Raw genomic sequence first — 24,044 nt, forward strand, 5'->3', positions numbered from 1 at the left:
GACCCGCCCGCCGGACGGTCAGAAGTCCTCGGTCCCGGCGACGGCCGCGGGGTCCCCGCCGAAGACGCCCGCCGCGACCTCGCGGCGCGCCTCCGTCAGCCACGCGAACTGCCGGTTCGCCTGGTCGATGAGCCGGTCGAAGAGCGCCTTGTCGATCCGGTCGTCCACCTCGGCGGCGATCCGCATCGTCTCGAAGCCGCTGCGCTTGCCGCGGACGGCGGAGGCGAGGAACTCGAACTCGACCAGGTCGCTGAGCGGTGAACGACTGAGCAGGTGGCCGTTCAGCTTGGCCCGGCTGGCCTTCTCGGCGACCCAGACGGCCAGCTGCTTGTACTGCCGCACCGGCAGGCCCAGCGCGCGCGTCTGCCGGGTCAGCGCGGACTTCTCCTCGCGCAGCTCGTCGAGCAGCTGCCGCAGGGGCCCCTCGTACCGGGTGCCCCGCTGGACCCCGATCATCCGTGACACGAGCTCGATGCCCCCGGCCGCGGACGCCAGGTGGTCGTTGCAGTAGACCCCCAGGAGGGCCGGCTGCCGGACGCCGGGGGTGCCTGCTGAGCTGTCGGTCACGGGATCTCCTCGCTTCGCGCTGCGTCGTCCACCCCATCATCCCGGCTGGTCACGGCGGCGGCACGCCCGCGCCGCCGAGGTGGCCGGTCAACGGGCCGTCCGGAGATCCCACGCGTGTAATACGGTCCCGCTCCGATGACGCTCACCGAATCGGTCACCGGTCAGGACGTGCGCAACGTCGGCGGCCTGGTCCAGGGCGCCCGCCGGCACCGCGGGCTGACCCAGGCGCAGCTCGCCGAGCGCCTGGGCACCAGCCCGGTCGAGGTCGCCCGGATCGAGCAGGGGGACCAGGAGGTCAGCTGGGAGCTGCTCGGTCGCCTGGCGGCTGCCCTCGGCGACGGCCCGGTGCCGGTCGGCCGGACCGTCCGCACCCACCTGCGGGTCAGCGGCGGCACCCCGCTGCACGGCAGCGTGACGGTCAAGTCGTCGAAGAACGCCGCCGTCGCCCTGCTGTGCGCGTCCCTGCTCAACCGCGGCCGGACGACGCTGCGCAACGTCGCCCGGATCGTCGAGGTCGACCGCATCCTCGCCGTGCTGACCTCGATCGGTGTCTCGGCCACCTGGGACGCCGGCGGCCGCGACCTCACCCTCGTCGTCCCCGAGCGGCTCGACCTCGCCGCGATCGACGCCGACGCCGCCCGCCGCACCCGCAGCATCATCATGTTCCTGGGCCCGCTGCTGCACCGGGCCGACAGCTTCGAGCTGCCCTACGCCGGCGGCTGCGACCTGGGCACCCGCACGGTGGAGCCGCACATGATCGCGCTGCGGCACTTCGGGCTCGCGGTGGAGGCCCGCGCCGGCCGGTACCAGGCGACGGTGACCCGCTCGGCCGGACGGGACCGCACGATCGTGCTGACCGAGCGCGGTGACACCGTCACCGAGAACGCGCTGCTCGCCGCCGCCCGGCACGACGGGACGACGACGATCCGCAACGCCAGCCCGAACTACATGGTCCAGGACCTCTGCCTGTACCTGGAGAAGCTCGGCGTGCGGATCGAGGGCTTCGGGACGACGACGCTCGTGGTCACCGGCCGCCCGGTGCTCGACGCCGACGTCGACTACCCGCTGAGCGAGGACCCGGTCGAGGCGATGAGCCTGCTGACCGCGGGGATCGTGACGGGCTCCGAGCTCACCGTGCGCCGGGCGCCGATCGAGTTCCTGGAGATCGAGCTGGCGATCCTGGCCGAGATGGGGCTGCGCTACCAGCTGTCACCGGAGTACCCCGCCGACAACGGCCGCACCCGGCTGGTCGACGTCACCCTCCACCCCTCGCAGCTGCGGGCACCGCTGGACAAGGTGCACCCGATGCCGTTCCCGGGGCTGAACATCGACAACCTGCCGTTCTTCGCCGTCATCGCCGCGGCCGCCACCGGCGAGACGGTGATCCACGACTGGGTCTACGACAACCGGGCCATCCACCTCTCCGACCTGACCCGGCTGGGTGCCGACGTCCGACTGCTCGATCCGCACCGGGTCCTGGTGTCCGGGCCGACCCGCTGGTCGGGCGCGGAGATCGTCTGCCCACCCGCGCTGCGCCCGGCGGTGTGCATCCTGCTCGCGATGCTCGCGGCCAAGGGGCAGTCGGTGCTGCGGAACGTCGACATCATCGCCCGCGGGTACGAGCAGCTCTACGAGCGCCTGGTGGAGATGGGCGCCCAGATCGAGGTCTTCACCGACTGAAGCACGTACGGCCATGTTGGCCAACATGGCCGGGTTCACCGGGCCAGGGCGGCGCGGACCCGGACGACGACGCCGTCCAGGTCACGCAGATCGACGGCACTGAGCCGGACCACCCGCCATCCCGCGGCCTGCAGGCGGGCGGTGCGGTCGTCGTCCCGGACGATCTGGGTGCCGTCGAAGTGGTGGGCGCCCTCGTACTCCACCAGCACCATCTCCTCGGGGAACGCGAGGTCCGCCCGGCCGACGAACACGCCGTCCACGAGGACCTCGAACTGCGGGACCGGCGCGAGCCCGGCCATGACGAGCGCCACCCGGACCCTCGACTCCGGTGGCGACTCCGCGCGGGGGTCGACCAGGGGGACGGCCCGTCGCATCCGGACGACTCCCTTGCGGCCGGTCGCCCCGGCCGACATGGCGTGCAGTGCGTCGATGCTGACGCTCCCGCAGCGGACCATGGCGTCCAGCGCGGCGACCGCGGTGCCGAGCGGCTCCCACGCCGCCAGGTCCCACGCCGTCCGCACGGCCGAGGTGACCGGGACGTCGTCGTGCCACTCGACCTCTGCGGAGGACAGCTCGGCCTGGTGTACGCACACCTCGCGCGGCCCCTTCCACAGCACGGACGGAGGGCGCACGACGGTGACGGGGTCGGAGGGACCGGCGAACGGGGCACCGTGCCATGCCGCTGCTGAGTGGCCGGCGACCGCGGTCCCCTTCGGGAGGAGCAGCGCGACCCCGCAACAGCGAAGCCGGTGGTCGAACTCGAGTCCGGGGTCGGCGTACACCCCGTGGACGAGGCGTCGGTAGCTCCGTTCCCGCAACTGCCGGCGGGTGAGCAGGCCCGCCGCGATCGCGTGGCTGCCGATGAAGACCCCGGGGAGCAGGTGACCGCGCACCTGGTGCAGCGTGGCGGAGCCGACCGGGTTCCCGCTGCGCTCGTCCACGGGCGGCCATGTTGGCCAACATGGCCGCAGGGGTCAGTGCCGGAGGAGGACGGCGGCGCCCACGCAGCCGAGGGCCCACAGGCCGCTGGCGAGGGTGCCGATGATGAACCGTTCGGCGGCCACCGGGGCCTTGACCTCGTGGAACCGGCCCAGCCCCTTCACCGCGATGAGCACCGCCAGCCCCTCCTGCCAGCCGGCCAGCACCGTGCCGGCGATCGCGGTGCGTTCCAGGACGCCGATCCACGCGCCGCCACGCAGCACCTCCGGATCGGCCAGGGTCCGGGGGGCGGGTTTGACCTCGGCCCCCACGACGTCGGAGCGGGTGGCGGTGGCGGGCGGGCGCGGCTCGTCCCGTTCCGGGTCCGCGGCGCGCAGCACGGCCGTGGCGACCGGGCCGCCGCCGAGCGCGGCCGCGACCACGGCCAGCACCGTGCCCAGGGCCTGCGCGCCGTCGCCGGTGCCGCCGGCCCGCCAGGCGAGCGCGGCGGCGCCGGCCAGCAGGACGACGAGGCACAGCGCACCCAGCGGCCGTCGCACCCGCTCCCCCCGCAGCGTGAGCCCGCCCCCGCAGACGGCCAGGACGGCGAGCAGCGCGAGCGCCGCGTTGGTCATCCGGCGGCCCGCGCCAGCAGCCGGGCGGCGGTGGGCCGCAGGTCCCGCTCGACCTCCCACAACCCGGCGGCCAGCCGCTGGCCGACGGCCTGCCGGGTGACGCCCAGCTCGCCGGCCGCCTGCGCCTGCGTCCGACCCTCCTCCACCAGCTCCACCGCCTCCCACGCCTGGTCGCTGCGCCGGTCCAGGAGCGCGGCCAGGGCGGTGAGCACCGCCTGCGCGTCCTCCGCGGCCTCGGTGACCGCTCCCCGCACGGCCACCCGCACCGGCCGCCGCTTGGCGGCCTCGACGGCGGCCCGCGCCGCCAGGAACGCCGGGCCGGTCGCCGCCCGGGTGCTGCGGGGCAGCGGTGTCTGCACCGGTCCGGCCCCGATCCCGATGCTCCAGCCGCCACCGCGCACCAGGCGGCGGACGACCTCGACCACGGCGGCCGGGTCGTCGAGCACGCCCTGGACCTCGTCGCCGGCGGTGCGCTCGAAGCGGAGCACCGTGGGCACCCCGGACAGCGCGGCCAGGACGGCGGGGACCTGGTCGCTCGACCGGCGGCTCCCCCGCTGGTCCACGGTCAACACGAACGGCATACCGCAAGTTCAGCAGCTTGCATCGAGAAAGGCAAGGCTCAGAACTTTGCGGTAGCTCGGTCGCCGGGGAGCTCGGGCGGGAAGCCACCGGTGGCCACCGGGCCCCACCGCTCGATCGTCACCCGCAGCAGCACCTTGCCCTGGCGCGTCATCGCGGCCCGGTAATCGTCCCAGTCGGGGTGCTCCCCGCTGATCGCCCGGAAGTACCCGACCAGCGGCTCGAGCGCCTCGGGCAGGTCGAGCACCTCGGCGGCGCCGTCCACCTGCACCCAGGGGCCGTCGAAGTCGTCGGAGAGCACGCACAGCGAGACCTGCGGGTCCCGCCGGGCGTTGACCACCTTCGCCCGCTGCGGGTAGGTGGAGACCACGACCCGGCCGTCGTCGTCGATCCCGCAGGTCACCGGCGAGAGCTGGGGCGTGCCGTCCCCCCGGCGGGTGAGCAGCACGGCCTTGTGCCGGGGACGCAGGAAGGCGAGCAACGCGTCGCGGTCGACCCGGTCGGTGGTGGCGGTCTTCGGCATGCCGCTGAACCTACGGCGAGGGTCCGACAGCGTCGTCCCGGCCGGGCGGCACCGTGCGGCGGACAGGTCCCCGGCACGCCGATGTGTTGGGATCAACGCATGCCCGACCCCCGGTCCGACGAGTCCACCGACGCATCGCCGGTCCCCGCTGCCCCGAACGGCCCCGGCTCGACGGCGGTGCGCCGTCCCGCCGGGCCGGCCCCCGACGAGGTGTCCAGCACCCGCGCGCCCGCGCCCGGCCCGGACCGCGCCCAGCGCCTGGAGGCCGCCTCCCGCCGGGTGGCGATCGCCTCCGGTCAGCTGATCCTCATCGTCGCGGCGCTCATCGTCATCGGCTACGTGCTCGGCCGGCTGTGGGGGGTCCTGCTCCCGGTGGTCCTCGGCCTGCTGTTCAGCACCGTGCTCTGGCCGTTCACCCGGTTCCTGCGCCGGCACTCCTGGCCGCCGGCGCTCGCCGCCGCGCTGACGCTGCTGATCTTCCTCGGCGCGCTCGGCGGGATCATCGCCGTCCTCACCCCGCAGGTGGCGGGCCAGGCCGAGCAGGTGGCCGACGGCGTGACCGGCGGGCTGCAGGAGGTGCAGGAGTGGGTCGCCGGTCCGCCGCTCAACCTCGGCGAGGACCAGGTCGGCACCGCCGTCGACTCGGTGATCAACTCCATCCAGAACAACGCGCAGAACATCGCCGGGTACGCGGTCACCACGGCGACCACGATCGGCAACGCGCTGCTCAACCTGGTGCTCGCGCTGGTCCTCACCTTCTTCTTCCTCAAGGACGGCCCGAAGTGGGTCCCGTGGCTGGCCGCCCAGACCGGCCCACGGGCCGCGCCGCACGTCGCCGCGCTGTCGCTGAAGACGTGGTCGACGCTGTCGGAGTTCATCCGCCAGCAGGCCCTCGTGGGCTTCGTCGACGCCTTCTTCATCGGCCTGGGCCTGCTCATCCTCGGCGTGCCACTGGTCCTGCCACTGGCCGTGCTGACCTTCTTCGGCGCGTTCATCCCGATCATCGGCGCCTTCGTGGCCGGCGCGTTCGCCGTCCTCATCGCGCTGGTCAGCGTGGGGTTCACCAAGGCGCTGATCGTGCTGGCGATCGTGGTCGCCGTGCAGCAGCTGGAGGGCAACGTGCTGCAGCCGATCATCCAGGGCCGCGGGCTGAACCTGCACGCCGCCGTGGTCATCCTGGCGGTGACCGCCGGCGCGAGCCTGGCCGGCATCATCGGCGCGTTCCTCAGCGTCCCGGTGGCCGCGCTGCTCGCCGTCTTCTACCGCTACGGCCGGGACATGCTCGACGGCCTCTCCCCCGAGGTCGCGGCCGACGGCACCCGGAGTGAGCTCACCGGCGACTCCAGTGGCGCCCAGCTGGTGCGCCAGTCCGCCGACGACGACACCCCCGGCATCTGACCGGCACCCCCCGCGCGGGGGATCATGGGAATGTCCGCGCTCCGGCCACGGCTGGTGGTCGTGTCGCCAGTCCCGATGTCAGGAGGAGGTCCCGTGCCGCAGCGACCCGAGGACCTGGTCGAGGTGCTCCCCGACGCAGAGCCGCTGCTCGCCCGCCAGGCGGGGGTGGCCGCGCCGGACGAGCGCCGTGAGCTCGTGCTGGTGCACGACCTGGCAGGTGAGTTCGACGCCGCCCACGCCGGTGCGCTGGCCGGCGCGCACCTGCTGAGCGCGCTGCCGCACCGGCTGGTCGCCCGCTTCGACGTCGACAGCCTGGTCGACTACCGCGACCACCGGCCGCGGATGACGTTCTCCGGCGACCGGTACGTCTCGATCACCCCGCCGGAGATCAACCTGTACCTGGTCGAGGACGACGCGGGGCAGGAGTTCCTCCTGCTGCACGGGGCCGAGCCGGACCTCGCCTGGGAGCGGTTCGTCGCCGCCCTGCTGCAGCTGGTCGAGCGCCTCGGGGTGACGACGGTGGTGGCCCTCCACGCCATCCCGATGCCGGTGCCGCACACCCGGCCGGTGACCGTCACGGCGCACGCCACCCGCCGCCAGCTCATCGAGTCCTACCCCGTCTACTGGGGCGAGATGCGCCTGCCCGGCAGCATCGGCGCCCTGCTCGAGCTGCGTCTGGGCGAGGCGGGCGTGGACGCGCTCGGCGTGGCCGCGCACGTGCCGCACTACCTGGCGCAGTCCACCTACCCGGCGGCCTCGCTCTGCCTGCTGGAGCACCTCGCGGAGCTGACCGGGCTGCACGTGCCGACCGAGACGCTGCGCGAGGCGGCCGAGAGCCACCGCACGGAGATCGACGAGCAGGTCGGCCGGTCCAGCGAGAGCACCGCGGTGGTCACGGCCCTGGAGGAGCAGTTCGACTCCTTCACCGCCGCCCGCGAGGACACCGGGCTGCTGGGCACCGGCGGCGCGATGCCCACCGGTGAGGAGATCAGCGCGGAGCTGGAGCGGTTCCTCGCCGAGCAGGACCGCAACCGGCCCACCGACTGACGGCCACCGCCGCCGATCGGGCGATCGCGCGTTCGCGCGATCCGGGCATGGTCTAGGTGCATGGTGGCTACGGGGAGGAGATGCCGCCGTCCCCGTGTGGACGGCGGCGCCTGCACCGTCCCCGACGCGAGGAGCACCGATGCTCTCCGACCGTTCCCGCCCGGTCATCGAGGCGACCCTCCCCGTGGTCGCCGACAACATCCGGGAGATCGCCCAGCGGTTCTACGCCCACCTGTTCGACCAGCACCCCGAGCTGTTCGACGGGGTCTTCAACCGCGGCAACCAGTCCGAGGGCACCCAGCAGGTGGCCCTCGCCGGCTCCGTCGCCGCCTTCGCCAGCGCTCTGGTGAAGACCCCCGAGCAGCTGCCCGAGCACCTGCTGTCCCGCATCGCGCACAAGCACGCCTCGCTCGGCATCACCCCGGCCCAGTACGACGTCGTCCACGACAACCTGTTCTGGGCGATCGCGGAGGTCCTCGGCGACGCGGTGACGCCCGAGGTCGCCGCCGCATGGGACGAGGTCTACTGGCTGATGGCCTACGCGCTCATCAACCAGGAACGCGGCCTCTACAGCGCCCGGGGCGTGCGGCCGGAGACCGTGTGGCGCCAGTGGCAGGTGGAGGAGAAGAAGGACGAGACGGCCGACGTCGTCACCTTCCGGCTCAAGCGGATCGACGACCGGCTGGTCCGCACCTCCCTGCCGGGCCAGTACGTCACCGTGCAGGTACCGACGCCGGACGGCGTGCGGCAGCCGCGGCAGTACAGCCTCACCCGGGCCGACGACGGCGAGCACCGGCAGTTCTCGGTGAAGCGCGTCCGCGGCAACGGGAAGCCCGACGGCGAGGTGTCGAACCTGCTGTGCGACACCGTGGACGTCGGCGACGTCCTGACCATGTCGCTGCCCTTTGGGGACGTCGTGCTGGACGACTCGGGCCGCCCGGTGGTGTTCGCCAGCGCGGGGATCGGCGTGACCCCGATGGTCGGGATGATCTCGCACCTGGCGATGGCCGGGTCGCGCCTGCCGATCACGGTGCTGCACGCCGACGTGGACGACGCGCACTTCGCCCTGCGCGACCAGCTGCTCTCCGACGTCCGCTCGCTGCCCGGGGCGTCGCTGCACGTCTGGTACGAGCGCGGGGCCTCCACGTCGCTGCCGGTCGACGGCGTGCACGAGGGCACGATGGACCTCGACGACGTCCGGCTGCCGGACGGGGCCCTGTACTACCTGTGCGGTCCGCTGCCCTTCATGCAGGCGGTCCGCAGCGCGCTGATCGATCGCGGCATCGCCCCGCGGGACATCCAGTACGAGGTGTTCGGCCCGGACCTGTGGCAGGCGGACATGGACACCGAGCTCGCCCCCGGCGCCACTCCCGTCGCGTCCTAGCGGGACACCGACCGGGCGGAGACCACAGCGGGCCGCGACCGGGATCCCGGTCGCGGCCCGCCGCGGGAGTGCTGAGCGGTCAGCTCACTGGGTGAGGACCTCGCGCTCGTTCGGCACGCAGTGCGTCATGGTCAGGCCACTGACGTCGCGCTGGCCGTTCTTGCCGAGGTTGGCCGCACGCTGCAGCTCGGCCTCGGTGAGCGTCTGGGTCTGGAGCGGCGCCAGGCCACGGACGTCGTCCGCGCTGATGTCCAGGCCGTCGCCCACGCGCTGGCCCAGCTCGTCCTCGGCCATGAACAGGTGCCAGACCATGCGGTCCTGGATCGGGCGGTCGCACTGGGACAGGCCGTCGATCAGGTTGGCCACCAGGTCGTCCTTCTCCCACTGCTCCGACAGCAGGTACCGCTGGCCGGCCTGCGTGTAGTCGTCGGTGCGCGGGATCCGCTTGCGGGTGAGCCGGCCGACGATCTCCGGGCCCTGGTCGTCGTGCGTGGGGTACTGGGCCTCACGCAGGCCGCCCAGGATCGACGGCTCGTAGTTGACGTGCGGGTTCTGCCCGGGGCCGAGGTCCACGCCGTAGGACATCTGCCCGTCGCGCTGGTTGGTGTGCACCTTCGCGGCCTTGGCGGAGTTCACCGGCAGCTGCAGGTAGTTCGGGCCCACCCGGTAGCGCTGGGTGTCGGAGTAGGAGAACGTCCGCCCGACCAGCATCTTGTCGTCGGAGAAGTCCAGCCCGTCGACGAGCACACCTGTACCGAAGGCGATCTGCTCGCTCTCGTTGAAGAAGTTCTCCGGGGTGCGGTTCAGCGTCATGGTGCCGACCTTGCGGAGCGGGAAGTCGTTCTCCGGCCAGGTCTTGGTGTCGTCCAGCGGGTCGAAGTCGAGCTCGGGGTGCTCGTGGTCGTCCATCAGCTGCACGTACAGGTCCCAGGACGGGAAGTCGCCGCGCTCGATGGCCTCGTAGAGGTCCTTCGTGTGGACGCCGAGCTCCTTGCCCTGCGCCACCTCCGCGTCGGCGGCGGTCCAGGACTTGACGCCCTGCTTGGGCAGCCAGTGGTACTTGACCAGCTGGGTCTCCCCGGCGGCGTTGACCCACTTGTAGGTGTTCACGCCGAAGCCCTGCATGTGCCGGTAGCTGGACGGCAGGCCACGCGGGCTGAGCACCAGCGTGATCATGTGCATCGCCTCGGGCGACTGCGACCAGAAGTCGAACACCCGGTTGGGGACCTGCCGGTCGAAGTTGACCGGGTCTGGCTTCTGCGAGTGGATGAAGTCGGGGAACTTGATCGCGTCCCGGATGAAGAAGACACCGAGGTTGTTGCCGACGAGGTCCCAGTTGCCGTCCTCGGTGTAGAACTTCACCGCGAAGCCGCGCGGGTCACGCGCCGCCTCGGAGGAGTCCCGGCCACCGGCCACGGTCGAGAAGCGCAGGGCGACCTCGGTCTCCTTGCCCTTCTCCTGGAACAGCTTGGCGCGGGTGTACTTGCTGATCGGCTCGTCGCCGACGGTGCCGTCGGCGACGAAGACGCCGAAGGCGGTGGCGCCGCGGGCGTGCACCACGCGCTCCGGGATGCGCTCCCGGTCGAAGTGGCTGATCTTCTCGAGGAACTGGTAGTTCTCCAGGGTCGCCGGGCCACGAGCGCCCACGGTCCGCTGGTTCTGGTTGTCGTAGACCGGGTGGCCCTGACGGTTGGTCAGGATGGCGCGGTCGGCCTCACTGGCCGCCGGGCCCTGCGATGCGACGTCGGTCATGCTCTTCCTCTTCTCTGCTCGTCTGCAGTGTTCCGAGCTCACCTGCGCGCGGCCTGGCAGCCGGCGCAGGACCCCCAGAAGACGACCTCGGCCTCGTCGACCACGAACCCCGCCGTGTCGGAGGGGGCCAGGCACGGAGCGGCCCCCACGACACAGTCGACGTCGACGACGACCCCGCACTCCCGGCAGACCAGGTGGTGGTGGTTGTCGCCGACCCGCAGCTCGTACAGCGCCGGCCCACCGGCCGGCTCGATCCGCCGGGCCAGCCCGCCGCCGACCAGCGCCTTGAGCACCCCGTAGACCGCCTGCGGCGAGATCGCGGGGTGTGCGGCGCGGGCGGCGGTGACGATGGTCTCGGCGTTGACGTGCGGGTGCGTGGCCAGGACGTCCATCACGGACAGCCGGGGGCGGGTGACCCGCAGCCCCGCCGTCCGCAGCTGCGCGTCCCAGGCCGTCTCCATCGGCCCCGACTCAACCCTCTTGTCTTGAGCAAGTCAAATCAAGGATCCGTCAAGCGAACACGATGGTGCGGTGGCCCTCGACGACCACGCGGTCCTCCACGTGCCAGGTCACCGCCTGCGCGAGCACCTGCCGTTCCACGTAGCGCCCGACCCGGCGCATGTCCTCGACCGTCGCGCGGTGGTCGATCCGGGCGACCTCCTGCTCGATGATCGGCCCGGCGTCCAGCTCGGGCGTGACGTAGTGCGCCGTCGCGCCGATCAGCTTCACGCCGCGGTCGTGGGCCGCCTGGTACGGGTTCGCGCCCACGAACGCCGGCAGGAAGCTGTGGTGGATGTTGATGAGTCGCTCGGGGAACCGGCTGCAGAAGTCGGCCGAGACGACCTGCATGTAGCGGGCGAGCACCACCAGGTCGACGTCGCCGATCAGGTCCAGCGCCTTGGCCTCGGCGGCGTCCTTGGTCTCCGGCGTGACCGGCAGGTGGTGGAACGGCACGCCGTGCGCCCGGGCCACCGGCTCGAGGTCGGGGTGGTTGGAGACGACGGCGGCGATCTCCGCGCGCAGGTCGCCCGACCCCACCCGGTAGAGCAGCTCCTGCAGCACGTGGTCGGTCCTCGACACGAACACCGCCAGCCGCGGCTTGTGCACCGCCTCGGTCAGCCGCCAGGTCATCCCCCACTGGCCGGCCAGCAGTCCCAGCGCCCCCTCCAGCTGGTGCCGGCGGACGGCGAGGCCGTGCAGCACGAACTCCAGCCGCAGCGTGAACGTGCCGCCCTCCGGATCGGAGGAGTGCTGCTGGGACTCCACGATGTTCGCTCCGGCGTCGGCCAGCAGGCGCGAGAGGACGGCGACGATGCCGGGCCGGTCGGGACAGCGGACGACCAGACGTCCGAGGTCGGTGAACCGGTCGGAGGTCTGCGGGGTCACGGCAGGGATGGTGACAGAGCGGTCCGGCGCGGCCGACGGCCCCCGGCGCGTTCACACCTCGGGCAGGTCCGCGCGGTGCCGGTCCGCGACGTCGAACAGGTCGCCGAACTCGGCCACCCGCGCCAGGACGTCCTCGGTCCCGAAGCGCACCGACTCCGGGTCCGCGCCGTCCCGCAGCGCGTCGACCTCGTCCCAGCCCAGCGGCGTGGACACCGTCGCGCCGGGCCGGGCCCGCAGCGAGTAGGGGGCGACCGTCGTCTTCGCGGTGTTGTTCTGGCTCCAGTCGACCAGCACCTTGCCCGGCCGCAGCGCCTTCTCCATCCGCCAGACCACCTGCTCGGGCGTCTCGCCGGTCAGCTCCCGGGCCAGCTGCTTGGCGTACCGGCTGGGGTGCTCCCTGTCCGCGCAGCCGATCGGCGCGTACACCTGCATCCCCTTGGACCCCGAGGTCTTCACCACCGGGTCCAGCCCGTCGGCGACCAGCCGCTCGCGGAGCCGGTGCGCCACGTGCGCGCACTCGACGACGCCGGTGCCGGGGCCGGGGTCGAGGTCGAGGACCAGCAGGTCGGGCAGGAGCTGTTCCCCGCCGTCGTCCACCCGCCACTGCGGGACGTGCAGCTCCAGGGCGGCGAGGTTGGCCGACCACACGAGGTCGGGGACGGCGGACAGCAGCACCATGTCCAGGGTCTCCCGGCCCCGGGAGCTCCCCGGGGAGGGCACGGTCACCGAGCGCACCCAGGGCGGGGCGTGCCGGGCGCTGTTCTTCTCGAAGAACGCCTTCCCGTCCACGCCCGAGGGCCAGCGGGTGAAGGTGACCGGGCGGTCGGCCACGTGCGGCAGCAGCACCGGCGCGATCCGCACGTAGTAGTCGATGACCTGCGCCTTGGTGAACCCCACCACGGGGAAGAGCACCTTGTCCAGGTTCGAGACCTCGAGTTGGCGCCCCTCGATCTGCACCCGCTGCCGCACGGGCTCGCTCACGGCTCGACCACCACGTCGGCGGGGTCGACGTCGTCGCGCAGCCCGCGCCAGGACGGATGGCGCAGCCGCCCGTCGCGGGTCCACTGGCCGAAGGCGACCTCGCCGACGAGCAGCGGCTCGACCCAGTGCGCGTCCCGGGTGACCAGCCGGGGCAGCGCGTCGGCGAACGGCGAGGTGCTGCGCGGGGTGAGCAGCGGCGCCAGGTCGGCGAGTGCCCTCGCGGTGAAGCCGGTGCCGACGTGCCCGGCGTACACCAGCCGGCCGGTGTCGTCGTGCACGCCGACCAGCAGCGAGCCGATCCCCCCTGCCCGCCGCCCCTCACCGGGCCGCCACCCGCCGACGACCACCGCCTGGGTGCTCAGGTTCTTCACCTTGCGCCAGTCCGGCCCGCGGCCACCGGGCCGGTACGGCGAGTCCAGCCGCTTGGCGACGACGCCCTCCAGCCCGTTCTCCCGGCTGGCCGCCTGCACCAGCGGGCCGTCGCTGCGGAACCAGGGGGTGGTCACCCAGCGGTCACTGCCGAGCCCGAGCGCGTCCAGCCGCTCGCGGCGCTCGGTGTACGGCAGGCCGAGCATGCTCGCGCCGTCCCAGGCGAGCAGGTCGAACACCAGGTAGCTGACCGGCGCGGCGGCGGCCATCCGGGCCACCTCCGGACCGGTCCGGTGCATCCGCCCCTGCAGCAGCCCGAAGTCGGGGCGGCCGCGCGCGTCGAGCGCGACCACCTCGCCGTCCAGCACGGCGTCGTGCCCGTGCAGCGCGGCCGGCAGGGCACCGAGCTCGGGGTAGGTGGCGGTGACGTCGTTGCCGCTGCGGGCCCGCAGCCGCAGCCGGCCGGACCGGACGTGGGCCAGCGCCCGGACGCCGTCCCACTTGAACTCGTAGCCCCAGCGCGGGTCGTCGGCCGGGGGCAGCTCGCCGAGGGCCGCCAGCATGGGCGGCAGGTCCTCCGGGACGTCCGCGGCGACCGGCGCCTCGACGGCGGGGTGCGGGTCCAGCCGGCGGATGTTCCAGGTGCGGTCGGGCAGCCGGAAGAGCACGTAGCGGCCGGTGAGCCGCCGGCCGGTGAACGCGACGGTGACGTGGTCCTCGGCCCACTTCTCGGTGGCGTACCGGCCGGTGTCCCAGATGCTCACCTCACCGCCGCCGTACTCGCCGGCGGCGATCATGCCGGTGAAGGACGCGTACTCCAGCGGGTGGTCCTCGGTGGGGACGGCGAGCCGGTTCACCCCCGGCTCCAGCGGCGGCCCCTTCGGCACCGCCCAGCTCTTCAGCACACCGTCGCGCTCCAGGCGCAGGTCCCAGTGCACCCGCTCACCGGCCCGGCCGCGCGGCGTGTGGTGCTCCTGGACGACGAAGGTGTCGTCGTCGCCGACGGGCAGCGGCTGCCCGGCGGGTGGCACGGGCTCGGCGGTGCGCGCGGGGTCCCGCTTGGCCCGGTAGGTGGCCAGCGGGTCGGGCTGGATCGCGGACAAGCGCAGACCGGGTCAGGCGGTCTTGCGGGCCCGCGACGCGCGCTTGGCCGGCTTGGCCTCGTCGTCGTCCGCGGTCGCCTTCTCGGCCGGGGCCTTCTTCGCGGCGGCCTTCTTCGCCGGCGCCTTGGCGGCCGGCTCGTCGTCGTCCCCGGTCGCCTTCTTCGCCGGGGCCTTCTTCGCGGCGGCCCGCTTGGCCGGCGCCTTCCGGGCCGGCGCAGGCTCCTCGACGGCGTCGTCGTCCCCGGCCGCGGGGGCCGAGCCCCCGGCCCGCTCGACACTGCGGCGGAGCGCGCTCATCAGGTCCACCACCGCGCCGCCCCCGGTGTCGGCGGTCTCCGGCGCCTGCTGCACCTCACCGCCGGACTGCTTGGCCTCCAGCAGCGCCTGCATCGCCTCGCGGTAGTCGTCGGTGAACTGGCCCGGGTCGAAGTCGCCGGCCATCGTCGCGATCAGCGACTCGGCCATCGCGAGCTCCTGCGGCCGCACCGGCACGTCCTCGTCGAGGAAGCCGAAGTCCGGACGGCGGATCTCGTCGGGCCAGCGCATGGTGTGCAGCACCAGGACCCCGTCGCGCACCCGGAGCGCGGCCAGCGACTCCCGCTGACGGATGGCGATCTTCGTGATCGCGACCTGGCCGGCGTTCTCCAGCGCGGTGCGCAGCAGCACGTACGGGCGGGCGGCGACGCCGTCGGGCTCGAGGTAGTAGGTCTTCTCGAAGTGGATCGGGTCGATCTGCTCCTGGTCGACGAACTGGAGCACCTCGATCTCGTGCGTGGTGGGGAGCGGCAGGTCCTCGAAGTCCTCGTCGGTCAGCACGACGAGCTGGCCGTCGGGCAGCTCGAAGCCCTTGGCTATGTCGCCGTACTCGACCTCCTCGCCGTCGACCGAGCACACGCGCTTGTACTTCACCCGGCCACCGTCGGTCCGGTGGACCTGGTGGAAGCGGATGTCGTGGTCCTCGGTCGCCGAGTACAGCTTCACGCCGATGCTCACCAGGCCGAAGGAGACCGCGCCCTTCCAGATCGACCGCACGCTGCCTCCCGTTCCCGGACCGCGACGCCCGGCGTCGCCCCAAGATCACAGGATAGGGCCGTCAGCACCTCCCCGGCAGGCCGACGGCGGCCGCCACCTGCGGCCCGCCACCCGGACGGGTGACCCGGCGGCGGGCCGGGATCAGCTGTCGGCGTCGCGGCCGGGGGTGAGCGCGCCGTTCTGGATGGCGTCGTAGACGAACTGCAGCACGTCCGAGCCCGCCACCATCGTCATGGTCAGCGCCGCCAGCCGGGTGGCCCGCGGCGCGGCGACGTAGCCGAGGACGAAGCCGGTGCCGACCCACTGCGCCAGGCAGAACGGGCAGGTGAGCAGCTCGCCGACCGCGTGCTTGACGCCGCCGTGCTCGCGCACCTCCTCGGCGACCTCCGCCTCGCCGGACGTGCCCTGGTAGCTGGTGAACGGCGCCCGGACCGGTGCGGTCACCGGGTCCTTGGCGATCCGGCGGGCCAACCGGAACGTGCCGACGGTCAGCAGCACGGCGTCGCCGAGCGGGATGCGGGTGGGCAGTTCCCTGCCCGAGACGCGGATCGCCGCGGCCGCGGCGCCGACCAGGCCGACGTAGACGCCCATCGCCCCCAGGTCCGCGCCCAGTGGTCGCGCCTCCCCCTGCGTGTACTCCTGCTTCTGGGTGCGGGCCCAGCGCCGCACGGGATCGCCGATGCGCGGCAGCTGGTTCGGGATGGCCATGGCCACCTCGCTACCCGCCGTCGCCGGGTCCATGCCGAACCGGCGCCGCGCATGGCCCGGGGCCACCCGGGTAGGGCGTGATCACGACGCCGGTCACCCGACCGGCTCCCCCGTCCACCGGACGGACGAGCGTGCGCCCACCGGACGCACGCAGAACGGAGGCAACCCGATGACCCAGGCCGACCCGAACGAGCAGGCGGCCGCCCACTCGGCCCGCAACGACGCCGAGTTCCCCGACGACGAGCGCGGCCTCACCGGTGTCGACGAGGCCGCCTTCGCCGACACCGGGTCCACCGGGGGCGCCGAGGGCCAGACCGCCCGCGACGTGTTCCCCGAGGACAACGGCGTCCCGGACGTGTCCCAGGACGACTTCCCGACGATGCAGGCCAGCGAGGACCCGCAGTTCGCCCCGGAGCCCGGTGACCGGGAGGGCCACCAGACCGTCGACTTCGGGACGACGGCGTTCGAGCAGGCCGAGGGCGAGTCCCTGTCCGGCCGGCTGGAGCGGGAGCTGCCCGACGACGCCCCGGACGTCCGGCCGGCCGAGGACCCCGACCGCGCCTTCGCCCAGCTGGGCCAGGACCAGGACACCGACCTGCTCAGCGACTCGGGCACCCACCGCACCGGCGACGACGTCGAGGCCTTCGCCGACGCCCCGGTGGCCGGCGAGGGGCCCGAGGAGAGCGCCGTCCACGTCATCGAGAACACCTGAGCGCAGCTGCGGGCCGGTCCCCCTCCCCCGGGGGGACCGTCCGCCCGGCCCGGTTGGTGCCGTGATCAGCGCGGGGCTACGTTGGGTGCCACGGTTGAGCAGCCAGCCGTCGCCTGCCCGGACCCCCGGGGCCAGGCGTGTCCGGAACACCCCGCGGTGTACCGGGCCGCGTGGGGACCGGACGGTGTGCCGACGTACTCTGTCCGGGCGAACGCGTGCCCGACGTGCACCGCCGCTGAGAGGAGCTGCAGTCCGTGACCTCATCCGACTCACCCGCCGAAGGCGTGTCGACCGCGGCTGACTCGAACGAAGCGCCCTTCGACGACGTGATCACGCTGTCGACGTCGAACGACGGCGACGGCACGGTCACCGTGACGGTCGTGGGCGAGGTCGACACCTTCACCGCCCCCGTCCTCCGCGCCTCGTTGGACACGCAGCTCGAGCAGCAGCCCAAGGCCCTGGTCATCGACCTGTGCGGCGTCCAGTTCCTCGGCTCGGCCGGCCTGGCCGTGCTCGTGGAGACCCAGAAGTCGGCGCGCACCCGCGACGTCGCGCTGCGGCTGGTCGCCAACACCCGCGCCGTGACCCGCCCGCTGGAGGTCACCGGCCTGATCGACCTGTTCACGATCGCCGACCGCGCCTGAAGAAGGACCCCGCTGCCCCCCGCCACTCGCACGCTCGCGGCGGGCCCCTGCAGCGGGGCCGCCAGTGGCCGACGGGCGCCCCTCCGCTCGGAGGGGCGCCCGTCGTCGTTCATGCGCTGAGCAGGCTGCAGACGCCGGCCTCCAGGGTGCGCTGGGCGGTCCGGTCATCGGGTGCCTCGGCCGCCTCGGCCAGCGCGTCGGCGATCGTCTCGCCCTGCTCGTACCGGTCGACGACCCGCGGGTCGACGTAGCTGGCCCGGCACACGGCCGGGGTGTTGCCCAGCTGCTCGGAGACCTTCACGTAGGCCTGCCGCACCACCTTCTTCCGCGCCGTCCTGCTGCGCGGCGGGGGCTCCTCGGCCAGCGTGGCGGCCATCATCACCGTCGCCGTCCAGGTGCGGAAGTCCTTCGCGGTGATCTCCGCGCCGCTGATCTCCTTCAGGTAGGCGTTGATCTCGTCGCTGGTCACGTCGTGCCAGCTGCCGTCCGCCAGGGGGTAGCCCAGCAGCTCCTCCCCCAGGTCGGCGGGGCGCTTGAGCAGCTCCCGGACCACCACCGCCGTCGGCTTGTCGATCAGCTCGAGCTCACGCTCGATCCCGCCCTTGGCGGTGTAGTGGAAGAAGACCCGCTCCCCGCGCACCTCGACGTGCTCCCGGCGCAGCGTGGCCAGCCCGAACGTGCCGTTGTCCTCCGCGTACTGCTCGCTGCCCACCCGGAACGCGCCCAGGTCCAGCAGCCGCACGCCGCACGCCAGCACCCGCTCCCGGTTCAGCCCGCGGCTGCCCAGCGCGTCGAGGACGGCGTCGCGCACGTCGGGCAGCTGGTGGGAGATCTCCAGCACCCGCTCGTGCTTGGCGGCGTCCCGCTTGATCCGCCACTGGTCGTGGTAGCGGTACTGCCGCCGGCCGGCCGCGTCGGTGCCGAGCGCCTGGATGTGGCCGTTCGGCCACGGGGAGATCCACACGTCCTTCCAGGCCGGCGGGATGGCGAGCGCCCGGATCCGGTCCAGCCGGTCGTCCTTGATCAGCGCGCCGGTCTCGTCGCGGTAGGCCCAGCCCCGTCCGGCGCGACGCCGCGTCCAGCCCGGGGCGTTCACGTCACTGCGCCGCAGTCTCACGGGCACTCAGATGGGCACGCGGGACCCGCGCCAAACGCAGCGTGGTCGGTCCCACCCCAACCGGTGAGATCGGGGTTTGATCGCACCACCCGCTGGGCACGACTGACACTCGGTCGGTCTACCGTCGGGAGGTGCCGGGTCCTTCCCGGGCACCAGCCCACGAGAGCGACCGCGTCGCTCGCGCTCCGCGCCGGAGCCGCGGGCGGGTGCGCTGACCGACGCCGCGCTCCCGTCCGGGGGCGCGGGGGACGACGAAGGAGCAGACGACGCATGGTCGACACGACGGGCGCCGGCCCCACGGGTGAGCGGCGGTCCGAGCGGCTGGAGCTGCGGGTGCCCACGTCTCGCACGCAGCTGCCCGCCGTGCGCGCGATGGCCGGTGACCTCGCCATGCGCATGGACTTCGACCTGGACGCCGTCGAGGACCTGCGCCTGGCCGTGGACGAGGCGTGCGCCACGCTCGCCGCGGTCGCGCTCGGGGGCAGCCCGCTGACGGTCGTCTACGAGGTCAGCCGCGAGGGCCTGCGCATCGACGCCTGGGTGCCCACCGACCAGGGCGTGGACGTGCCCCGGGACGGCTTCGGGTGGACGGTCCTGCACACCCTGGTAGACACCGTGGAGGCGGGACCGAGCAGCCAGGCGACGGTCCCGGCCGGCGACGGCAGCTCCTCCCCCGTCGCCCGCATCGCCCTGGTCAAGCAGCTGCGCCGTTGGACCTCCGGCCCCGTCGTCGACGTGCTGGCCGAGGACTCCGGGCACGACGGCATCTCGGTCGCACGGTGACCCGGTCGGCTGCCACCGACCAGCCGGCCAGCGGCGACACCGACGTGCTCGGCCCGGCTCCCGCCGCACGGCCCCGGCCGCCGGCGGACGACGCGACCCCGCTCGTCGAGGAGCCCGGCGAGCAGGACGCCACGGACGACGCCGATGCCGACGAGCACACCGACGAGCACACCGACGAGCACAGCGGGGAGACCGCCGGGATGACGACGGACCCCGCGGACCCAGCGGACCCGGCGGAGGTGGTGCAGCCGGCGGCGCCCACCACGGACGGCGTGGACACCCCACCGGTCTCGGAGAACCGCAGTCGCGCCGAGCGCACGGCCCCGCTGTTCGCCGAGCTCGCCACGCTGGAGAAGGACGACCCGCGCCGCGAACGGCTGCGCGAGATCCTGGTCGAGGAGCACCTGCCCCTCGTCCGGCACTTCGCCCGCCGGTTCAGCAACCGGGGCGAGCCGTTCGACGACCTGCTGCAGGTCGGCACGCTCGGCCTGATCGCCGCGATCGACCGGTTCGACCCGTCCCGCGGCGTGGAGTTCCTCTCCTTCGCCGTGCCCACCATCACCGGGGAGATCAAGCGGCACTTCCGCGACCAGGGCTGGTCGGTGCGCGTGCCCAGGCGGCTGCAGGAGCTGCACCTGTCGCTCAACGCCGCGGTCAGCGAGCTGTCGCAGAAGAACGGTCACGCCCCGACGCCCTCGGAGCTCGCCGAGCACCTGGGCATCCCGCGCGCGGAGGTGCTCGAGGGGCTCGCGGTGGCCAACGCCTACCGCAGCAGCTCACTGGACGAACGGCTGTCCGGCGAGGAGGACTCCCCCACCCTGGCGGCGACGCTGGGCGAGGAGGACGCCGCGCTGGAGGGCGTGGAGTACCGGGAGTCGCTCCAGCCGCTGCTGGCCACCATCCCGGCCCGCGAGCGCCGCATACTCATCCTGCGGTTCTTCGGCAACATGACCCAGTCGCAGATCGCCGCGGACATCGGCATCTCGCAGATGCACGTGTCCCGGCTGCTGTCCCAGACGCTGGCCAAGCTCCGCGAGGGCCTGCTCAAGGATTAAGGACCTCCCTTCCCCCACCCTTCGCGAGCTCAGGGTGGGTCCCTGAAGGGAGGCCGGCCGACGGCCCAGGACTCATCGGGTCCTGGGCCGTCGTCGTCCTACTGCTGGTCCGGGGCTCCCCGCTCGATCTGCGGGGTGCTGCGGACCTCGTCGGTCGCCTGGGACAGCGACGGCGGGGTGGGCATCGGTGCCGACGGGACGCCCGGCTCGACGCCGATGCTGGACAGCGAGATCTTGGCCTCGGGCTGCTCGGCGGCCGGCGGCAGGTTCGAGTCGAACCAGCCGGTGGTGTCCAGGGGCTGGGCCGGCGCTGCGCCGTTGCCGCCGTCGCCGGGGCCGACGTCCAGCCACGACCGGCTCTCGCCCTCCGCGCCACCCAGCCGGGACAGCCCCTCCAGCGCCTTGCTGAACTCGCTGGGGACGATCCACATCTTGTTGGCGTCGCCCTGCGCGATCTGCGGCAGCGTCTGCAGGTACTGGTAGGCCAGCAGCCCCTGGTCGGGCTTGCCGTCGTGGATCGCGCGGAAGACCGTCTCGATCGACTTCGCCTGGCCCTGCGCCTGCAGGAACAGCGCCGCCCGCTCACCCTCCGCGCGCAGGATCCGGCTCTGCCGCTCGGCCTCGGCCTCCAGGATGGCCGCCTGCTTCTTGCCCTCCGCGGAGAGGATCGCCGAGGCCTTCTGGCCCTCGGCGGTGGTGATCGCCGACTGCCGCTGGCCCTCGGCGGTGAGGATGACGGCGCGCTTGTCCCGGTCGGCGCGCATCTGCTTCTCCATCGAGTCCTGGATGGACGGCGGCGGGTCGATCGCCTTGATCTCCACGCGGGCCACCCGCAGGCCCCACGGGCCGGTGGTGCCGTCCAGCACCTCCCGCAGCTGCGAGTTGATGCCGTCGCGGCCGGTCAGCGCGCCCTCGAGGTTCAGCCCACCCACGACGTTGCGCAGCGTCGTGGTGGTCAGCTGCTCCATGCCGGTGATGTAGTTGGCGATCCCGTACACCGCCAGCCGCGGGTCGGTGACCTGGAAGTACACGACCGTGTCGATGCCCACCTGCAGGTTGTCGGCGGTGATCACCGGCTGCGGCGGGAAGGAGACGACCTGCTCGCGCAGGTCGATGGTGGCCCGGACCCGGTCGACGAACGGCACCAGCAGCGCCAGGCCCGGCGAGAGGGTGCGGCTGTACCGGCCCAGCCGCTCGACGACCTTCGCCTGCGCCTGCGGGACGATGGTGACGCTCTTCGCCAGGACGACGATCACGAGCAACGCGATCACGATCAGGGCGATCACTGCGGGTTCCACGGGGCTGCGCTCCGTTCATCGGTGGTGCGGGACCCCTGATCTTGCTCCCCACTGGGGCGGCAGTCACCCGTCGGCGACACCACGTCACCCGATCGCAACGGCAGAACGAGGTCATTCGGCCGGCAGGGACGGTGGATGCCGGCTCCTGCTGCGCAGCGATCCCGTCCGTGGAGGCGGCTTCACGGACACTTCGTGGTGAGCCGTTGCGGAGTTCCATGTCGGGTTGTGCCTGCGGGGAAGGGCGACCGGTCAGCGCTGTCTGTGTGGCCGTCTCAACGCGCTCAGGACCGTCTCGGTCACGAGTCGTTCGACCTCTCGTGCGGCGAGTTGCCCGAGCCGGACGCCGTCGGCACCGCCGGCGAGCAACCACGTCACCATGATGACGACCCACTCCGCACTGAGGTCGACGCAGAACACGCCATCCTCCTGGCCGCGGCGGACCAGTGCGCGCAGTCGTTCGTCGCTGTCGCGCACCAGAGTGAGGAGTTCCTTCTCCACCAGTTCGTCCAGCGGCTGGGACGTCAGCAGCCCGAAGCGGACTCCCAGCGGGGCGAGCGCGGCGAGGAGCCGACGCAGGGCGTCATCCGGCGGACCTTCCTCGAGCCGGGCGGCGTCGGTGGCGGCGACGTAGGCCTCGGCGGCCGCGCGCGCCACCGCTGACACCAGCACCCGCCGGTTCGGATACCGCCGGAACAGGGTGGCCCGGCTGATGCCCGCGGCTGCGGCGATCTCCTCCATGGACGCGGCCGGCGCCGCCGACAGGACCTCGGCCGCGCGAGACAGGAGCAAATCCTCGGGCACGTCAGCATCCTATCGGTCTGAGACGTAATCGTCTCAGATGAGAAACAATCATCTCATGACTTCGCGGATTGCGCGCTGACTCCAGCCCTGCTCGTCGGCATCGCCGGGTTGGCGGCACTCGACTCCTCGCCATCGGGGTCGCCGTGTACGCCGGCGCGGACCTGGCCGCCGATGTGGTCACCGGCGGACTGGTGTGGGTGCGCCGAGGCGCTCTCGGCTTGGCCGCGCTATCCCTGCTGATCGCGGCCGCCCGTCGACTTCGCCCGCAGCACCGGTCGGCGGTCGTCCTGCCCCGCTGGTTCGGCCCGTGGACCGCTGCCCCCGTCGGGGTGCTCGTCACAGCGGCTGACCTCCCCAACGCCTTCCCGTACCTGATCGCCATCGAGCGCCTGGTCACCGTCGACGTGCCCCTGGCAACGGGCCTGTGGGTACTGGTCGGCTACGCCGTCGTGTACTGCCTGCCCTGCCTGATGCTGCTCGCCGTCGGCATGCTCCACGGCGAGCGGATGCGCCGCGGACTCCAACGGGTCTACGACCGCATCGGCCAGGCGCGCACGGTGCCTCGCAGCATCCCGGCCGCCCTCGGCCTGGTGCTACTCGCAGCCGCCGTGGCTGCCATCGCAGCACGGGTGTGAACGCGCTCTGCCCTTGGTCAGCCCTCCCGACGGGAGGCCCTGGGATGGTGGTCTCGGAAGCTCCGGGCGCCCACAGGCACATGGCGTGATGTCTCCCTCAGTGGCCCCTCAAGGACAGCAGGCGGGCTCAGGGGACAGATCGCTCTGTCGTGGATCGAGGGCCTCCATCGAACCCCGTCCGGACAGCACCGGTCCGAGTTCGGTGCCCAGTCCCGCCATGGTGGAGGGCGCCGAGCACTGACCCCAGCGCAGCTTCCCGGCCGTGCGCCAGCGGCGCAGCACCTCGATCACGTGCCGTCCAAGGCGTTGCCCACCACCCGGACGCCCGCCCCGGCGACGATCGCGCCGGCATCCACGTCTCGGGTCACGACGGCGCCGTACCCGATGACCGCCGCGTCCCCCACGGTGACGCCCTTGAGTATCGCCGCCCTTTCCGCCAGCCACACGTCGTCGCCCAGACGCACCGGCCGGGTCGGCGAGGAGGTGTGCCGCTCGCTGGGCGCTGTGCCGTGGAAGTCGGTGTCGAAGATGGCGCCGGCGCCAAGCGTGGCCCGGGCGCCGATGACCACGGACTCCCGGGCTGCTATGCGGATGCCGTTGAGGTAGGAGTCGGGGCCGATCTCGATGACGGCGTCGCGGGCAAGCGTGTTCAGCCGGTTCGGCTGCGCGCTCTTGCTCTCGAGGTTGCAGCCCGCACCGATCAGCACTCGCCCGGGACCCCCCACTATCAGCCGACCGGCGATCGTCACGCCGGGCCCCAACTGGACGCGGGGATGGAGCCGTCGGAAAAGTGCGATCCGTAGTGCGCGACGCAGCCTTCCGATCATGGCGGTGAGCCTGCCAGAACCCAGCACGCGCCACTGCCCCTGACACGAGAATCAGGGTTCCGAGGCAGGCGTCAGTTCCACGGCTGAGCCGCGGTGAGTGAGGGCGTCGG

General features: G+C 73.0%; 26 protein-coding genes. 9 read left to right on the top strand and 17 right to left on the bottom strand.

The features are described from left to right. Positions 1-18 precede the first annotated feature (18 nt). Positions 19-567, bottom strand: a complete 549-nt coding sequence (locus tag HL189_RS19135; RefSeq protein WP_369135314.1) for a hypothetical protein — start codon at positions 565-567, stop codon at positions 19-21. Positions 568-702: 135 nt separating this feature from the next. Between HL189_RS19135 and HL189_RS19140 the strand changes: the two genes are divergently transcribed. After that, positions 703-2,247 (top strand): UDP-N-acetylglucosamine 1-carboxyvinyltransferase, encoded by a 1,545-nt coding sequence (locus HL189_RS19140; RefSeq protein WP_369135315.1) that lies wholly within the window; start codon positions 703-705, stop codon positions 2,245-2,247. Positions 2,248-2,282: 35 nt separating this feature from the next. On the opposite strand, the gene HL189_RS19145 is transcribed toward HL189_RS19140, so the two are convergent. Genes HL189_RS19145 through HL189_RS19160 form a run of 4 tightly spaced genes read right to left on the bottom strand, consistent with a single transcriptional unit; the run spans position 2,283 to position 4,902 of the window. Then, on the bottom strand, positions 2,283-3,188 hold the full coding sequence (locus HL189_RS19145; protein ID WP_369135316.1) for a DUF559 domain-containing protein: 906 nt from the start codon (positions 3,186-3,188) through the stop codon (positions 2,283-2,285). A gap of 33 nt (positions 3,189-3,221) precedes the next feature. Continuing rightward, the gene (locus HL189_RS19150; protein ID WP_369135317.1) at positions 3,222-3,800 is read right to left on the bottom strand and encodes a hypothetical protein; all 579 of its coding nucleotides are present in this window, start codon (positions 3,798-3,800) and stop codon (positions 3,222-3,224) included. Then, positions 3,797-4,381: a hypothetical protein gene (locus HL189_RS19155; RefSeq protein ID WP_369135318.1), complete on the bottom strand. Its 585-nt coding sequence runs from the start codon at positions 4,379-4,381 to the stop codon at positions 3,797-3,799. Before HL189_RS19155 ends, HL189_RS19150 begins: the two co-directional genes overlap by 4 nt. Before the next feature lie 38 nt (positions 4,382-4,419). Next, positions 4,420-4,902 (bottom strand): PPOX class F420-dependent oxidoreductase, encoded by a 483-nt coding sequence (locus HL189_RS19160; RefSeq protein WP_369135319.1) that lies wholly within the window; start codon positions 4,900-4,902, stop codon positions 4,420-4,422. Between the two features lie 99 nt (positions 4,903-5,001). On the opposite strand from HL189_RS19160, the gene HL189_RS19165 reads away from it, so the two are divergent. The 3 genes from HL189_RS19165 (at position 5,002) to HL189_RS19175 (ending at position 8,731) form a co-directional block, all read left to right on the top strand. After that, positions 5,002-6,300, top strand: a complete 1,299-nt coding sequence (locus HL189_RS19165) for an AI-2E family transporter (protein WP_369135320.1) — start codon at positions 5,002-5,004, stop codon at positions 6,298-6,300. 93 nt (positions 6,301-6,393) lie between these two features. After that, the gene (locus HL189_RS19170; RefSeq protein WP_369135321.1) at positions 6,394-7,347 is read left to right on the top strand and encodes a proteasome assembly chaperone family protein; all 954 of its coding nucleotides are present in this window, start codon (positions 6,394-6,396) and stop codon (positions 7,345-7,347) included. A 139-nt stretch (positions 7,348-7,486) separates the two neighbouring features. Further along, a complete protein-coding gene (locus HL189_RS19175; RefSeq protein WP_369135322.1) occupies positions 7,487-8,731 on the top strand; it encodes a globin domain-containing protein in 1,245 nt (414 codons plus the stop codon). Positions 8,732-8,815: 84 nt separating this feature from the next. On the opposite strand, the gene HL189_RS19180 is transcribed toward HL189_RS19175, so the two are convergent. The 7 genes from HL189_RS19180 to HL189_RS19210 form a co-directional block, all read right to left on the bottom strand. Further along, a complete protein-coding gene (locus HL189_RS19180) occupies positions 8,816-10,483 on the bottom strand; it encodes a catalase (protein ID WP_369135323.1) in 1,668 nt (555 codons plus the stop codon). Positions 10,484-10,521: 38 nt separating this feature from the next. After that, entirely contained in the window at positions 10,522-10,944 is a 423-nt protein-coding gene (locus HL189_RS19185) for a Fur family transcriptional regulator (protein ID WP_369135324.1), read from the bottom strand. Between the two features lie 49 nt (positions 10,945-10,993). Beyond that, positions 10,994-11,869 carry a formyltetrahydrofolate deformylase gene (gene purU, locus HL189_RS19190; protein ID WP_369135325.1) on the bottom strand — a complete coding sequence of 292 codons (876 nt, stop codon included), beginning with the start codon at positions 11,867-11,869 and terminating at the stop codon, positions 10,994-10,996. Positions 11,870-11,920: 51 nt separating this feature from the next. Then, positions 11,921-12,850, bottom strand: a complete 930-nt coding sequence (ligD, locus tag HL189_RS19195) for a non-homologous end-joining DNA ligase (protein ID WP_369135326.1) — start codon at positions 12,848-12,850, stop codon at positions 11,921-11,923. After that, positions 12,847-14,322, bottom strand: a complete 1,476-nt coding sequence (gene ligD / locus HL189_RS19200; protein WP_369135327.1) for a non-homologous end-joining DNA ligase — start codon at positions 14,320-14,322, stop codon at positions 12,847-12,849. The genes ligD (HL189_RS19195) and ligD (HL189_RS19200) overlap by 4 nt, the downstream gene beginning before the upstream one ends. A gap of 12 nt (positions 14,323-14,334) precedes the next feature. Beyond that, positions 14,335-15,354, bottom strand: coding sequence for a Ku protein (locus HL189_RS19205; protein ID WP_369135328.1), 1,020 nt, complete (start codon positions 15,352-15,354; stop codon positions 14,335-14,337). 141 nt (positions 15,355-15,495) lie between these two features. After that, positions 15,496-16,062, bottom strand: coding sequence for a DUF1360 domain-containing protein (locus HL189_RS19210; protein ID WP_369135329.1), 567 nt, complete (start codon positions 16,060-16,062; stop codon positions 15,496-15,498). A gap of 169 nt (positions 16,063-16,231) precedes the next feature. Between HL189_RS19210 and HL189_RS19215 the strand changes: the two genes are divergently transcribed. After that, positions 16,232-16,774 carry a hypothetical protein gene (locus HL189_RS19215; protein ID WP_369135330.1) on the top strand — a complete coding sequence of 181 codons (543 nt, stop codon included), beginning with the start codon at positions 16,232-16,234 and terminating at the stop codon, positions 16,772-16,774. Between the two features lie 254 nt (positions 16,775-17,028). Continuing rightward, complete coding sequence (locus HL189_RS19220) at positions 17,029-17,418, top strand: STAS domain-containing protein (protein ID WP_369135331.1); 390 nt, start codon at positions 17,029-17,031, stop codon at positions 17,416-17,418. A gap of 109 nt (positions 17,419-17,527) precedes the next feature. On the opposite strand, the gene HL189_RS19225 is transcribed toward HL189_RS19220, so the two are convergent. After that, a complete protein-coding gene (locus HL189_RS19225) occupies positions 17,528-18,514 on the bottom strand; it encodes a DNA topoisomerase IB (protein ID WP_369135332.1) in 987 nt (328 codons plus the stop codon). A 291-nt stretch (positions 18,515-18,805) separates the two neighbouring features. Between HL189_RS19225 and HL189_RS19230 the strand changes: the two genes are divergently transcribed. Both HL189_RS19230 and HL189_RS19235 read left to right on the top strand, forming a co-directional pair. Further along, positions 18,806-19,318 (top strand): ATP-binding protein, encoded by a 513-nt coding sequence (locus HL189_RS19230; RefSeq protein ID WP_369135333.1) that lies wholly within the window; start codon positions 18,806-18,808, stop codon positions 19,316-19,318. Beyond that, the gene (locus tag HL189_RS19235; protein WP_369135334.1) at positions 19,315-20,373 is read left to right on the top strand and encodes an RNA polymerase sigma factor SigF; all 1,059 of its coding nucleotides are present in this window, start codon (positions 19,315-19,317) and stop codon (positions 20,371-20,373) included. Before HL189_RS19230 ends, HL189_RS19235 begins: the two co-directional genes overlap by 4 nt. Positions 20,374-20,471: 98 nt before the next feature. On the opposite strand, the gene HL189_RS19240 is transcribed toward HL189_RS19235, so the two are convergent. Together HL189_RS19240 and HL189_RS19245 are read right to left on the bottom strand one after the other, a co-directional pair. Further along, positions 20,472-21,671, bottom strand: coding sequence for an SPFH domain-containing protein (locus tag HL189_RS19240; protein WP_369135335.1), 1,200 nt, complete (start codon positions 21,669-21,671; stop codon positions 20,472-20,474). Positions 21,672-21,920: 249 nt separating this feature from the next. Further along, positions 21,921-22,472, bottom strand: coding sequence for a helix-turn-helix domain-containing protein (locus tag HL189_RS19245; RefSeq protein ID WP_369135336.1), 552 nt, complete (start codon positions 22,470-22,472; stop codon positions 21,921-21,923). A gap of 68 nt (positions 22,473-22,540) precedes the next feature. Here HL189_RS19245 and HL189_RS19250 point away from each other — a divergent pair, with 68 nt between their 5' ends. Next, on the top strand, positions 22,541-23,107 hold the full coding sequence (locus tag HL189_RS19250) for a GAP family protein (protein WP_369135337.1): 567 nt from the start codon (positions 22,541-22,543) through the stop codon (positions 23,105-23,107). 108 nt (positions 23,108-23,215) lie between these two features. On the opposite strand, the gene HL189_RS19255 is transcribed toward HL189_RS19250, so the two are convergent. Both HL189_RS19255 and HL189_RS19260 read right to left on the bottom strand, forming a co-directional pair. Further along, positions 23,216-23,398 carry a hypothetical protein gene (locus tag HL189_RS19255; protein WP_369135338.1) on the bottom strand — a complete coding sequence of 61 codons (183 nt, stop codon included), beginning with the start codon at positions 23,396-23,398 and terminating at the stop codon, positions 23,216-23,218. Beyond that, positions 23,395-23,814 (bottom strand): acyltransferase, encoded by a 420-nt coding sequence (locus HL189_RS19260; protein ID WP_369135339.1) that lies wholly within the window; start codon positions 23,812-23,814, stop codon positions 23,395-23,397. Before HL189_RS19260 ends, HL189_RS19255 begins: the two co-directional genes overlap by 4 nt. Positions 23,815-24,044 lie beyond the last annotated feature (230 nt).

Origin of the sequence: Modestobacter sp. I12A-02662, from assembly GCF_041028325.1 — a bacterium.
Lineage (GTDB): Bacteria > Actinomycetota > Actinomycetes > Mycobacteriales > Geodermatophilaceae > Modestobacter.